Origin of the sequence: Novosphingobium sp. SG707 (assembly GCF_012275515.1) — a bacterium.
GTDB lineage: Bacteria > Pseudomonadota > Alphaproteobacteria > Sphingomonadales > Sphingomonadaceae > Novosphingobium.
Map to the genome: position 1 here is coordinate 500,067 of NZ_JAAZQL010000002.1, position 12,470 is coordinate 512,536.

Here is a 12,470-nt window from a genome sequence, read left to right on the forward strand (position 1 = left end):
GAATTGCGGCTTGCCTTGGGGCGGGTGCTCGGCCAGTTTCGGCGAGGATCGAAAAGTCAGGATGGATAGGAATGGCCGATATGAAAAAGACACTTGGGATCGCAAGCCTGTTGGCCATGGTCGCCGCGCCCGCTCTGGCGCAGGCGCCGGCGGTGGATGAGGGCTCGCAGAAGCTGGCCGAATGCGTGACCACCAAGGCCACCGCCGAGGATAAGGCGGCCCTGTCCAAATGGGTGGCGGTCGAGATCGCTTCCTCGGCCCCGGCGGCGGGCGTGGTCACGGTCGATGCCGAGAAAAAGGCGGCGCTCGACAAGGATGTGGCCAAGATCTTCACCCGGCTGGTGGTGACGGATTGCTATGATGTGGCCAAGCCTTTGGCCAAGCAGGGCAGCGCGCAGATGTTTCGCGCGGCGGGCGCTGCGTTCTGGCGCTTTGCCATTCGCGAACTCTCGGCGACACCGGGCGTGGCCAGCGGCATTGTGCGCAGCTATGTCTCGCAGATCAATCAGCAGGATTTCATCCGCCTGATCCAGCAGTAAAATCCTCGGGCTGGTTCATCCCGCGAACCAGCCCCAGACCAGCTTGACGGTCAGCGACAGGCTGACCGTCACCAGCAGCGGGCGGATGAATTTCGCGCCCAGCCTAGTGGCCATATGCGAGCCCGCCCATGCCCCGGTCATCGAACCAAGCGCCATGCACAGGCCCAGCCCCACCATGATCTGCCCCCCCAGCGCAAACACCGTCAGCGAGGCCAGATTGCTGGTCAGGTTGAACAATTTGGTCAGGCCTGTCGCCCGCGTCAGGCCAAAGCCGCGCAGGGAAACCAGGGTGATGGCAAAGAACTGACCTGTGCCGGGGCCAAAGAAACCGTCATAGAAACCGATCCCACCAGCCACGGGCAGATAGGTCTTCTCGTCGATCTTTGCCTCGCCCTCATGGTCATGCATCTTGGGGCTGAGCAGCGTATAGGCCGCCATGGCGATCAGCAGCACCGGCACCAGCAGCTTGAGCACGGCGGGGTTGATCCGCTGCACCGCCCAAGCGCCCAGCGCCGCACCCACCAGCACGAAGGCGACCGCCGCGAGATTGGGCCGCAGCCGGAAAAGACCCGCCCGGTGATAACGCCATGTGGCCAGCGCCGTGCCGCTGCAGGATTGCAGCTTGTTCGTGCCCAGCACCATCGCCGGGGGCAGGCCCGCGTAGATCAGCGCGGGCACGGTGATCAGCCCGCCGCCCCCCGCCACCGCATCGACAAAACCCGCCACCGCCGCAACGCCGGTCAATGCGGGATACATCACATCCATCGTCACTTGGCCGCCTCGCGGGCGAGGGTGGTGTTCAAGCGGTCCTCGAACCGGGCCACGGTCGCGGCGCAGGCCCCCTTGTCCTCCCAACTGACGCTGCCGGGCGCGCGCATCGCGGCGGCCACTTTATCATCGGTCAGGCTGTGTTCGGGATGGCCGGTGATCAGGTAATCGCAGGGGAAGGCTCTGGCCTTGGCGAAGGACTGGCGGAAAGAGGCGACGACGGCGGCATGTTCGGGCGCCGAAAAGCGATAGGTATCGGCCGCCGTGGCGCTCAGGCTGGCCATGAAGACCATGGCGCGGCATCCGGTTTTGGGCGCGCAGGTTTGCCAGGTCCAGCTGGTCGATCCGGCGGTGTGGCCGGGGGTGAAGCGGGCGGTGATGACGGTATCGCCCAATTTGATCTGGCCCCCGTCGGGGACCGCGCGCAGGCGCTTGGGCGCGGGAAAGGGTTGGAGATCGCCGTTCTGCGGGTCTTCCACCCCGGTCTGTCCTTTACGCAGCGCGGCCACCGTATAGGGGCTGGCGATCACGGTCGCGCCTGTATCGCGTGCCAAAGCCGCCACGCCACCTGCATGGTCGAAATGCGCCTCGGTGACGAGGATATAGCGCACATCCGAGGGCTTGTGGCCAAGGCTGCGGATCTGGGCCTTCAACTGCGGCTCGAATTGCGGCAGGCCTGCGTCGATCACCACCAGCCCCGCGCCTGTGTCGATCACCGCCGTGTTGAGATGGACCGAACCTGCCATCCATGTCTTGCCATAGATGGGGATCGGCGCGCGCGGCTGCATCCAGCGGTCGGTATAGCTGGTGGTGATCGGGCGGGTCAGCGGATCGTCAGCAGCCAGAACGGGGGAGGCCAGAAGGGCGAGGAGCAGGGCGGCTTTTTTCATGTCCGCCACGCTAGCGGCGAGCCGCGCCCGCGTCCAGTTTGCGGGCCAATTGCAGCCTATCGCATTTCCGCGTAAGGCGCGGGCCCATGACCCGTTTTCAATTCAACATCCACGCGCGCGACGGCAAGGCGCGCACCGGCACCATCCAGATGCAGCGCGGCGAAATCCGCACGCCCGCCTTCATGCCGGTGGGCACGGCGGCCACGGTCAAGGCGATGAAGCCCGAGACGGTGCGCTCGATCGGTGCCGACATCATTCTGGGCAACACCTATCACCTGATGCTGCGCCCCGGCGCCGAGCGTGTGGCGCGGCTGGGGGGGCTGCACAAGTTCATGAACTGGGACCGCCCGATCCTGACCGACAGCGGCGGCTATCAGGTGATGAGCCTGTCGGATCTGCGCAAGATCACCGAGGAGGGCGTGACCTTTGCCAGCCATATCGACGGCAGCCGCCACAATCTGACGCCCGAGCGCAGCATGGAAATCCAACGCCTGCTGGGCAGCGATATCGTGATGGCTTTCGATGAATGCCCCCGCGCCGATCAGCCCAAGGATGTGATCGAGCGCTCGATGCTGATGTCGATGCGCTGGGCGAAGCGCAGCCGCGAGGGCTTCGATTCGGGTGAGGAACATGCCGCGCGCTCGGCCCTGTTCGGCATCCAGCAGGGCGGGCTCAACGAGGATCTGCGCTCGATTTCGGCGGGCAAATTGCAGGAGATCGGCTTTGACGGCTATGCCATCGGCGGGCTGGCCGTGGGCGAGGGGCAGGAGGCGATGTTCGCCACGCTGGACTTTGCGCCGAGCCAATTGCCCGAGGACAAGCCGCGATACCTGATGGGCGTGGGCAAGCCCGACGATCTGGTGGGCGCGGTCGAGCGCGGTGTCGATATGTTCGACTGCGTGCTGCCCAGCCGCTCCGGCCGCAATGGGCAGGCGTTTACGTGGAGCGGGCCGCTGAACATCCGCAACGCGAAACATGCCGAGGATACCGGGCCGATTGACGAGGATTGCACCTGCTCGGTCTGCGCCACCTACAGCCGGGCCTATCTGCACCACCTGAACAAGGCGGGAGAGATTCTGGGCGCCATGCTGATGACCGAGCATAATCTCGCGTTTTATCAGCAATTGATGGCGGGGATGCGCGCCGCGATTGCCGAGGGGCGGTTTGCCGCTTTTGCCGCAGGGTTTCGGGCAAGGTATTTTGCCGGGAAGTAACGAAGGTGATGCGAGGGACTCGTCCCTCGCGCTCCCGTTAGTGTCTGCGTTGTGTGCCGGGTTCGGCCAGAGGGTGTCGGGCGCGACCTTAGGGAATTAAAGCCTGCGGCGCCTTTAGCGCAACTTCAACGCGCCGCAGGCAGTCAAATCATCTCGATCAGCGCTTAGCTGCGAGCCGGCCTCCACTCATGGGATTGCAAAGGGTGTAACACCCTTTGCCCGCCAGAGGCCTGTTTCCGGTCTTCAGGCCGTCACCAAAACCCGCCCATCAGGCAGCAGCACTTCCAGCCGGGTTCCCATATAGCTGGAAAACTGCCCGCTTTTCTCCGCCATGAAGCCAGCGCCGATCTTGAAGGCAAAGCGCTGTGCGGTGACGAGGTCGGGGTACCATTTGCCCACGCGGTGGGCGGTGACATAACGATAGAGCTTGTTCATGGCGATGATACGATTCTGGTTCGCGTTGGTTCCGTTGATCGCGGTGAGATGACGGACCAAGGCGACGATCTGATGACAGAAACGTGCCGGAAAACCTCTGTTACAAAAAAGAAAAAGGGCGGAAAGCCGAAGCTCTCCACCCCCTGTCTGTTCCGCGAGGAAACGCGAATTAGCGCGAATAGAATTCGACGACCAGATTCGGTTCCATCTTCACCGGATAGGGCACTTCGTCGAGCGTCGGAACGCGCACGAAGGTCACCTTGTCGGCGTCCTGCGACACATAATCGGGCACTTCGCGCTCGGGCAGGGCCTGGGCTTCAGCGATGAGGGCCATTTCCTTGGCCTTCTTGCCGAGGCTGATCACGTCGCCGGGGCGAACGCGACGCGAGGCGATGTTGCACTTCACGCCGTTCACATAGATGTGACCATGCGAAACGACCTGACGGGCAGAGAAGATGGTGGGGGCGAACTTCGAGCGATAGACCACCGCGTCCAGACGCTGTTCGAGCAGACCGATCAGGTTCTGACCGGTATCGCCCTTCATGCGCGACGCTTCCTGATAGGTGCGCTTGAACTGCTTTTCGGTGATGTCGCCATAGTAGCCCTTGAGCTTCTGCTTGGCGCGCAGCTGGATACCGAAGTCCGAGATCTTGCTCTTGCGGCGCTGACCGTGCTGGCCGGGGCCATACGAACGGCGGTTCACCGACGACTTGGGACGGCCCCAGATGTTTTCGCCAAGGCGGCGGTCAATCTTGTACTTCGAGGCGTGACGCTTCGACATAGTCTTCCTTACATTTGCTTCATGGCGCAGGGCGGAATGCCTCGTGCCTTCTGTTGCCGACCGTGATGATCGACAGGTTCCGGCGCGCACCCTGATGCGATTTGAGCATCAGGCGGCCACTGCTTCACCGGACATGCAGGGCCAATGGAATATGGCGCCGGGTGGGCGCCATCCTTGTGAAAGGGCGCCCTTGGCGGGAATGACGGGTTTTGTCAATCCCCCGTGTTGCCGGATTCGTCTTTCGGTTTAGGAGCGGGCTTCACGCGCGGCGGCGGCGGCACGCCGGGCTGGCGCATCAACGCGGAGAGAACCCCGCGCATCGTGCGCACTTCCAGATGGTTCCACGCCGGTTTGGTCAGCATGGTGCGCAGCGTGCGCCGCGTGGCATCGGCCCGCGCCTCGGGGAAATAATAGCCGCGTGGGATCAGCAGGCTGTCGAGATGATTGATCAGCCCCTCCAGCTCTTCCTGCGGGGCAGGGGGCAGGATTTCCTCGACCGGGGGCTGCTCCAGCGCGACACCCTTCGACCACTCATAGGCGCACAGGATCACCGCCTGCGCCAGATTGAGCGAGCCGAATTCGGGATTGATCGGCACGGTGATAATCGCGCGGGCCAGTGCCACATCGTCGGTTTCCAGACCCGAACGTTCGGGGCCAAAGATGATCGCGCTGCGCCCCGGCTGAGCGTGGATTTCGCGCGTGGCGGCCTCAGGTGTCAGCACTGGCTTTGTCACGCCGCGCTTGCGCACCGTGGTGGCATAGACATGCGGGCAATCGGCCACCGCCTCCGCCAGCGTCTCGAACACCTTGGCCTGTTCCAGCACGATGTCGGCACCTGCTGCGGCCGGGCCTGCGCTGGGGTTGGGCCAGCCATCGCGAGGGCTGACCAGCCGCATTTCGACCAGACCAAAATTGAGCATGGCGCGCGCCGCCTTGCCGATATTCTCGCCCAGTTGCGGGCGGACGAGGACGATAACAGGTTTCATTTCTTATGCCCCGCGTCGCGCACGTTGCCGGCAAATTCCTCGAAATCGCGCGCCTCGGAAAAGTCGCGATAGACGCTGGCAAAGCGAATATAGGCCACGCTGTCCAATGCGCGCAGTCCTTCCATCACCATTTCGCCAATCGCCTTGGACGGCACTTCGCTGTCGCCCAGCGTCTCGATCTGGCGCTGGATGCCCGAAACGAGCTGGTCCAGCCGTTCCTGTGCAATGCCGCGCTTGCGGCAGGCCAGCGCGACGGATTGCTCGATCTTTGAACGGTCGAACGGTTCGCGCTGGTCGTTGCTTTTTACCACGGTGATTTCGCGCAGTTGCACCCGTTCAAACGTGGTGAAACGCGCACCGCAGCCTTCGCATTGTCGGCGCCGACGGATGGACGTGTTGTCCTCCGTCGGGCGCGAATCTTTCACCTGCGTATTGTCACAGGCGCAGAACGGACAGCGCAAGGATCAGTAGCCCAGCTTGGGATAGATCGGGAAGCGGGCGCACATTTCGGCGACTTCGGCGGCCACGCGGGCTTCGACCTGCGCATCGCCTTCGGGGCCATTCTTGCGAAGGCCGTCAACCACTTGCGCGATCCACTTGCCGATCTGCGTGAACTCTTCCTCACGGAAACCACGCGTGGTCCCGGCGGGCGTACCCAGACGGATGCCGCTGGTCAGCAGGGGCTTTTCGTCGTCGAAGGGGATCGAGTTCTTGTTGCAGGTGATGCTGGCGCGGTCGAGCGCCTTTTCCGCATGCTTGCCCTTGGCGCCATAGGGGCGCAGATCGACCAGCATCAGGTGGTTGTCGGTGCCGCCCGACACGATGCCCAGACCTTCGGCTTGAAGGCTGTCGGCCAGCGCCTTGGCATTCGCCTTGATCTGGGCCGCATAGGCCTTGAACGAAGGCTGGAGCGCCTCACCAAAAGCAACCGCCTTGGCCGCGATGATGTGCATCAGCGGGCCGCCCTGAAGGCCGGGGAAGATCGCCGAGTTCAGCTTCTTGGCAATCGCCTCGTCGTTCGACAGGATGATGCCCGAACGCGGGCCGCGCAGGCTCTTATGCGTGGTGGTCGTGGTCACATGGGCGAAAGGCACCGGCGAGGGATGCGCGCCGCCCGCGACCAGACCCGAAATGTGGCTCATGTCGGCCAGCAGGTAGGCGCCTACTTCATCGGCAATCGCGCGGAAACCGGCCCAGTCCCATTCACGCGAATAGGCCGTGCCGCCGCAGACGATCAGCTTGGGCTTGCACTCGCGGGCGATGCGGGCAACCTCGTCCATGTCGATGAGCTGGTTGTCCTCGCGCACGCCATAGGGCACCACGTTGAACCACTTGCCGCTCATGTTCACCGGCGAACCATGGGTGAGGTGGCCGCCCGAGTTCAGGTCCAGACCCATGAACGTGTCGCCCGGCGTCAACAGCGCGAGGAACACGGCCTGGTTCATCTGGCTGCCCGAATTGGGCTGAACATTGGCGAAAGCGGCGCCGAACAATTCCTTGGCGCGATCGATGGCGATCTGCTCGATCTCATCCACATATTCGCAGCCGCCATAGTAGCGACGGCCCGGATAGCCCTCGGCATACTTGTTGGTCAGGATCGAACCGGCGGCCTCAAGCACGGCGGTCGAGCAGATGTTTTCCGACGCGATCAGCTCGATCTTGTCCTGCTGACGACCCAGTTCCTTGTTGATCCAGCCAGCGATCACGGGATCGCGATCAGACAGCGTGCCGGTGAAGAAATCGTCGGGGCGAATGTCGGTCATGGTGGCTTGTCCTTTTGGGGATCAGAAGGTGGGGTTGGTCAGCTTTTCGACGCGGCCGGTGTGGCGGCCGCCGCCGAATTGCGCGCTCAGGAATGCGGTGAGGCAGGCCTTGGCCATATCGACGCCGGTCAGGCGCGCGCCCATGGCGATGGCATTGGCATTGTTGTGCTCGCGGGCCAGCGCGGCCGAGAGCGGTTCGCCCACCAGCGCGCAGCGCAGCGCGGGGTGGCGGTTTACGGCAATGGAAATGCCGATGCCGCTGCCGCACAGGGCCACGCCAAACTCGGCCGCGCCCGATGCCACCGCCTCGGCCAGCTTGTAGCCATAGTCGGGATAATCGACCCGGTCCTCGGTTGCAGGGCCAAGGTCGTTAACCTCATGGCCCTCATCGCGCAGGAACTGGGCGAGTTCGGCCTTGAGGCCGACGGCGGCATGGTCGGATGCGATGGCAATTTTCATGGGTCTGGCTCATTCTCGCAGAGTCGTCTTGGCGGCTCCTTAGGCGTCAAAGAGCGCCATGGCCACCCCCATCGGGGGGCAAAAGCGGCAGTTTTGCGACATCCGTGGCCCGTTTGCGCCATGGCGGCATGTCTGACGCCGCTATCCATCGCTTTTCAATGCAAAAGGGCGCGATTCCCAATAGAATCGCGCCCTTTTGCATCAAGATTTCCGCAATTATTGGTCGAGGAACGACCGCATCTTGCGTGACCGGCTCGGGTGCTTGAGCTTGCGCAGCGCCTTGGCTTCGATCTGGCGGATACGTTCGCGCGTCACGCTGAACTGCTGGCCCACTTCTTCCAAAGTGTGGTCGGTGTTCATGCCGATGCCGAAGCGCATACGCAGCACGCGTTCCTCACGCGGGGTCAGCGAAGCCAGCACGCGGGTGACGGTTTCCTTCAGGTTGGACTGAATCGCGGCATCGACGGGGATGATCGCGTTCTTGTCCTCGATGAAATCGCCCAGATGCGAATCTTCCTCGTCGCCGATCGGCGTTTCAAGGGAGATCGGCTCCTTGGCGATCTTCATCACCTTGCGAACCTTTTCGAGCGGCATGCTCAGGCGCTCGGCCATTTCCTCGGGCGTCGGCTCGCGGCCCTGCTCGTGGAGGAACTGGCGGCTGGTGCGCACCAGCTTGTTGATCGTTTCGATCATATGCACCGGGATACGGATCGTGCGCGCCTGATCCGCGATGGAGCGGGTAATGGCCTGACGGATCCACCAGGTGGCATAGGTGCTGAACTTATAGCCGCGGCGATACTCGAACTTGTCCACGGCCTTCATCAGGCCGATGTTACCTTCCTGAATAAGATCAAGGAATTGCAGGCCACGGTTCGTGTACTTCTTGGCAATCGAGATCACGAGGCGAAGGTTGGCTTCCACCATTTCCTTCTTGGCGATGCGGGCCTCGCGTTCGCCCTTTTGCACCATGTTCACGATGCGGCGGAATTCAGGCAGAGCCATGCCGGTCTGGCTGGCAATGTCCGAAACTTCGGCGCGGATGCGCTCGACGGCGTCGCCTTCGTTGACGGCAAAGGCCGTCCACTTCTTGTCCTTGCCCTGAACGCTGGCCAACCAGTTGTCGTCCAGTTCGCGGCCGACATAGGCCTCAAGGAAGTCCTTGCGGCTTACCTTGTGGCGCTCGGCGAGGCGCAGCATCTGACCGCCAAGGGCGGTCAGGCGGCGGTTGAAGGCATAGAGATTGTCGACCAGATATTCGATCTTCTGGCCGTGGAACTGCACGCTTTCGACCTGAGCTGTCAGGTCTTCGCGCAATTGCTGATAGGTGCGTTCCTTGTCCGCCGGATAGTCATTGCCGACGGCCATGTATTCCAGCCGCTCTGCCTGCGCCTTTTCAAAGCTGTAGAACAGATCGGTGATGAGGGCGAATTTCTCCAGCGCCTCGGGCTTGAGCTGCGCTTCCATCTGGGCGAGCGAGAGGGTGTTGTCCTCTTCCTCTTCCTCAACGGGGCGCTTGGCGCGGCGCTCGATGCCGTCCTCATCCTCCTCGTCGGCGGATTCGGTTTCCTCAATGTCCTCTTCCTCCTTGAAGGAAGGACCGGCCGTGGCTTCGGAAATCTCGCCATCGGCTTCTTCGCCGTCTTCCGAGAGGTTTTCCGGCTGCGGCTCTTTCGACAGCATGGCGTCGAGATCGAGGATCTCGCGCAGCTGCATTTCGCCATTGTTGAGCGCTTCGGACCACTGGATGATGGCATGGAAGGTGATCGGGCTTTCGCACAGGCCCAGGATCATCGTGTCGCGACCGGCCTCGATCCGCTTGGCGATGGCGATTTCGCCTTCGCGGCTCAGCAGTTCGACCGCGCCCATTTCGCGCAGATACATGCGGACCGGATCGTCCGTGCGCTCGACGGTTTCCTTCTTCTTCTCGATGGCAGGCTTGTCGGCCATCATCGAGTCGGAATCATCCACATCGTCGGCGGCGTTATCGTCCTGCTCGACAGCATCCTCATCGCTTTCCACGATGTTGACGCCCATCTCGCTGATGGCGGCCATGATGTCCTCGATCTGATCGTTCGAGAACTGGTCCTGAGGCAGCGCCTCGTTCAATTCGTCATAGGTGATGATGCCGCGACGCTTGGCGCGGGCAATCAGCTTCTTGATCGAGGCTTCATTGAGGTCGATCAGGGGAGCGTCGCCGCCTTCGCCCTTGCCGCCGTCCGACATGTCCGCGCCAGAAATCTCTTCGTCCATCCTATACGCCATCTAGAGGTGCGCGGCATCGGGCGATGCCGCCGCAGCATTATCCTGTGCAACCGCCATTTGGCCGAGTCGCGCCTTCAAATCCAGCTCTCTTTTTTCCAAATCGCGCAAACGCGCCAACAATCTCTGTTGTTCTGCCCAACTTTCCTCGGTCACCTCACCGCTTTCGCGGGTTTGGGCCAGTGCTGCCTCCACCATCGGCTTTTCCGCCAGCACACAGAGCACGTCGGACAATTGGGTTTTCGCGCCTTCCCCCGATTCGCAAAGGAAGGCAAATCCCATGCCGGGACGCGCGGTGGTGTCGGGAGGCGTTAAGCCTTTCTCCGCCAAGATGGTGCCGATGGCGGCGCTTTCAAGGGGGGCGCCATCATCGAGCGCATCAAGAAGTGCATCGCATCGCGCATCCTCCTGCGCCAGGCGCGCCAGCAGGCTGGCATGGCGGGCGATTTCGCCGGGCATACGGATCAGGCCCGCCAGCGCCGCCTCGATTGTGGCCGCGCGGAACGGGTTGGCGGGGCGCTGAAGCCTCTGGGTGGTTTCCTCGTGGGGCAGGGGCGGGGGAATGTCGCGCCCGAACCGCCCGCCGCGCTGTTGGCGCACAAAAGGCTGGCGCGGTTGCCATGGCGCGCGATTGTCCTCGCGCCGGGGAAAAGCGAAGGCGGAGAAGCGTTCGAGCAATTCGCGGCGATAGAGCGCCTTGATGTCATTGTCGGCAATCGTGTCGACATGGGCCATCAACCGCGCCTTCAGCCCGGCCTTTTCCTCGGGGCTGCCCGCCGGGGCGGCATCCATTTCGAATTGCCACAACGTGTCGAGCAGGCTTTGCGCGCCCGCCAGCACTTCTTCCATCGCGGCGGGGCCACGCGCCTTGATCAGATCGTCCGGGTCCTGCCCCTGCGGCATACGCACGATGCGCAAGGAATGGCCGGGGCGCAACAAGGGCAGGGCGCGCGTCACCGCCCGCATCGCCGCTCTTTGCCCCGCCGCATCGCCGTCGAAACACAGCACCGGCATCGGCACCATGCGCCAGATCATCTCGATCTGCGTCTCGGTCAATGCCGTGCCCAGCGGCGCCACCGCATCGTGAAATCCCGCCGCCGCCAGCGCGATCACGTCCATATAGCCTTCGACCACGATGATCCGCCCCGATTGCCGAGAGGCAGGGGAGGCGCGGTGATGGTTGTAAAGCGTGCGCCCCTTGTCGAACAAAGGCGTGTCGGGGGAGTTGAGGTACTTGGGCGCATCGGTCTTGTGCGTGGCCAGAATGCGCCCGCCAAAAGCGATCACCCGCCCGCGCGGATCGTGGATGGGCAGCATCAGTCGCCCCCGGAACCGGTCATACGGCTCCTTGTCCTCGACCACGATGCGAAGGCCGCCCTCGATCAGCATCGCCTCGGGGAATTGGCCCAAAGCGCCTTTCAACGCCTGCCGCCCCTCTGGCGCATAGCCGAAGCCGAATTCGCGGCACACGGCCTGCGAGAACCCGCGCGAGGCCAGATAGGAGCGCGCCTGTCCGCCCTCGGGGCTGGCCAGTTGGTCGACGAAAAACGCCTGCGCCGCGCCCATCACATCGTGCAGGCTCTTTTGCTTTTCCGCGCGCTGGGCCTGCCTTGGGTCGGGGGCGGGGACTTCCATCCCCGCCTCCTCGGCCAGTTGTTTCACCGCATCCATAAAGGACAGGCCGCGCTGATCGGTCATCCAGCGGATGACATCGCCATGCGCGCCGCAGCCAAAGCAGTGATAGAAGCCCTTTTCATCATTGATGGTGAAGCTGGGCGTCTTTTCGTGGTGAAACGGGCAACAGGCCTTGAACTCGCGCCCCGCCTTGGTCACGCGCTCGGTCCGGCCGATCACGGCGGACAGCGTGATCCGGCTGCGCAATTCATCAAGGAACTGGGGCGAGAGACTCATCTTACGCCAGCGCTGCCTTCACCAGAGCGCTGGCCTTGCCCATGTCGATCTGGGTGCCGTGGCGGGCCTTCAGTGCGCCGACAACCTTGCCCATATCCTTGATGCTGGTGGCGCCCACTTCGGCCTTGATCGCCTCGATCGCGGCCTTGACTTCATCCTCGCCCATCTGGGCGGGCAGGAAGTCCTCGATCACCGCAACCTCGGCGGCTTCGGCCGCGGCCAGTTCGGGGCGGCCGCCCTGTTCATACATGGCGATCGATTCGCGGCGCTGCTTCACCATCTTTTGCAGCACATCGGTCACGATCACATCGTCATCCGGGATGCTGGACGCGGTGCGCAGCTCGATATCCTTATCCTTCAGCTTGGCCAGAATAAGGCGCACGGCGGCAAGGCGGGCCTTGTCGCCCGATTTCATGGCGGCCACCTGCGCGGCCTTGATCGAATCGCGGATCATTTTTCTGAACT

General features: G+C 63.1%; 13 protein-coding genes. 2 read left to right on the forward strand and 11 right to left on the reverse strand.

Annotated elements, in window-relative coordinates; translation table 11 throughout:
* The first annotated feature begins 80 nt into the window (after positions 1-80).
* Positions 81-539, forward strand: coding sequence for a hypothetical protein (locus FHW92_RS07020; protein WP_168602537.1), 459 nt, complete (start codon positions 81-83; stop codon positions 537-539).
* Between the two features lie 15 nt (positions 540-554).
* Here FHW92_RS07020 and FHW92_RS07025 read toward each other — a convergent pair whose 3' ends face one another.
* Positions 555-1,304, reverse strand: a complete 750-nt coding sequence (locus FHW92_RS07025; protein ID WP_168602538.1) for a TSUP family transporter — start codon at positions 1,302-1,304, stop codon at positions 555-557.
* A gap of 2 nt (positions 1,305-1,306) precedes the next feature.
* Positions 1,307-2,197, reverse strand: coding sequence for a subclass B3 metallo-beta-lactamase (bla, locus tag FHW92_RS07030; RefSeq protein WP_168602539.1), 891 nt, complete (start codon positions 2,195-2,197; stop codon positions 1,307-1,309).
* Positions 2,198-2,283: 86 nt separating this feature from the next.
* Here bla and tgt point away from each other — a divergent pair, with 86 nt between their 5' ends.
* Entirely contained in the window at positions 2,284-3,411 is a 1,128-nt protein-coding gene (gene tgt, locus FHW92_RS07035) for a tRNA guanosine(34) transglycosylase Tgt (RefSeq protein WP_168602540.1), read from the forward strand.
* Between the two features lie 243 nt (positions 3,412-3,654).
* On the opposite strand, the gene FHW92_RS07040 is transcribed toward tgt, so the two are convergent.
* The 9 genes from FHW92_RS07040 to FHW92_RS07080 all read right to left on the reverse strand — a co-directional run bounded on the left by FHW92_RS07040 (position 3,655) and on the right by FHW92_RS07080 (position 12,459).
* Positions 3,655-3,906 carry a hypothetical protein gene (locus tag FHW92_RS07040; protein WP_246869988.1) on the reverse strand — a complete coding sequence of 84 codons (252 nt, stop codon included), beginning with the start codon at positions 3,904-3,906 and terminating at the stop codon, positions 3,655-3,657.
* A 109-nt stretch (positions 3,907-4,015) separates the two neighbouring features.
* The gene (gene rpsD, locus FHW92_RS07045; protein ID WP_168602541.1) at positions 4,016-4,627 is read right to left on the reverse strand and encodes a 30S ribosomal protein S4; all 612 of its coding nucleotides are present in this window, start codon (positions 4,625-4,627) and stop codon (positions 4,016-4,018) included.
* Between the two features lie 212 nt (positions 4,628-4,839).
* A complete protein-coding gene (locus FHW92_RS07050) occupies positions 4,840-5,613 on the reverse strand; it encodes an RNA methyltransferase (RefSeq protein ID WP_168602542.1) in 774 nt (257 codons plus the stop codon).
* Positions 5,610-6,074: a transcriptional regulator NrdR gene (gene nrdR, locus FHW92_RS07055; RefSeq protein WP_168602543.1), complete on the reverse strand. Its 465-nt coding sequence runs from the start codon at positions 6,072-6,074 to the stop codon at positions 5,610-5,612. The genes FHW92_RS07050 and nrdR overlap by 4 nt, the downstream gene beginning before the upstream one ends.
* A gap of 3 nt (positions 6,075-6,077) precedes the next feature.
* Complete coding sequence (gene glyA, locus FHW92_RS07060; RefSeq protein WP_168602544.1) at positions 6,078-7,376, reverse strand: serine hydroxymethyltransferase; 1,299 nt, start codon at positions 7,374-7,376, stop codon at positions 6,078-6,080.
* Between the two features lie 21 nt (positions 7,377-7,397).
* Complete coding sequence (rpiB, locus tag FHW92_RS07065) at positions 7,398-7,835, reverse strand: ribose 5-phosphate isomerase B (RefSeq protein ID WP_168602545.1); 438 nt, start codon at positions 7,833-7,835, stop codon at positions 7,398-7,400.
* A gap of 216 nt (positions 7,836-8,051) precedes the next feature.
* Complete coding sequence (gene rpoD, locus FHW92_RS07070; protein ID WP_246869989.1) at positions 8,052-10,085, reverse strand: RNA polymerase sigma factor RpoD; 2,034 nt, start codon at positions 10,083-10,085, stop codon at positions 8,052-8,054.
* Positions 10,086-10,097: 12 nt separating this feature from the next.
* On the reverse strand, positions 10,098-12,005 hold the full coding sequence (gene dnaG, locus FHW92_RS07075; RefSeq protein ID WP_168602546.1) for a DNA primase: 1,908 nt from the start codon (positions 12,003-12,005) through the stop codon (positions 10,098-10,100).
* A gap of 1 nt (position 12,006) precedes the next feature.
* Positions 12,007-12,459 carry a GatB/YqeY domain-containing protein gene (locus tag FHW92_RS07080; RefSeq protein ID WP_168602547.1) on the reverse strand — a complete coding sequence of 151 codons (453 nt, stop codon included), beginning with the start codon at positions 12,457-12,459 and terminating at the stop codon, positions 12,007-12,009.
* Between the last annotated feature and the right edge of the window lie 11 nt (positions 12,460-12,470).

Coding starts and splice junctions, on each gene's coding strand:
- glyA (WP_168602544.1), bottom strand. CDS start 7,376: ATGACCGACATTCGCCCCGACGATTTCTTCACCGGCACGCTGTCTGAT.
- FHW92_RS07020 (WP_168602537.1), top strand. CDS start 81: ATGAAAAAGACACTTGGGATCGCAAGCCTGTTGGCCATGGTCGCCGCG.
- FHW92_RS07025 (WP_168602538.1), bottom strand. CDS start 1,304: ATGGATGTGATGTATCCCGCATTGACCGGCGTTGCGGCGGTGGCGGGT.
- tgt (WP_168602540.1), top strand. CDS start 2,284: ATGACCCGTTTTCAATTCAACATCCACGCGCGCGACGGCAAGGCGCGC.
- FHW92_RS07050 (WP_168602542.1), bottom strand. CDS start 5,613: ATGAAACCTGTTATCGTCCTCGTCCGCCCGCAACTGGGCGAGAATATC.
- rpoD (WP_246869989.1), bottom strand. CDS start 10,085: ATGGACGAAGAGATTTCTGGCGCGGACATGTCGGACGGCGGCAAGGGC.
- FHW92_RS07080 (WP_168602547.1), bottom strand. CDS start 12,459: ATGATCCGCGATTCGATCAAGGCCGCGCAGGTGGCCGCCATGAAATCG.
- bla (WP_168602539.1), bottom strand. CDS start 2,197: ATGAAAAAAGCCGCCCTGCTCCTCGCCCTTCTGGCCTCCCCCGTTCTG.
- rpiB (WP_168602545.1), bottom strand. CDS start 7,835: ATGAAAATTGCCATCGCATCCGACCATGCCGCCGTCGGCCTCAAGGCC.
- rpsD (WP_168602541.1), bottom strand. CDS start 4,627: ATGTCGAAGCGTCACGCCTCGAAGTACAAGATTGACCGCCGCCTTGGC.
- dnaG (WP_168602546.1), bottom strand. CDS start 12,005: ATGAGTCTCTCGCCCCAGTTCCTTGATGAATTGCGCAGCCGGATCACG.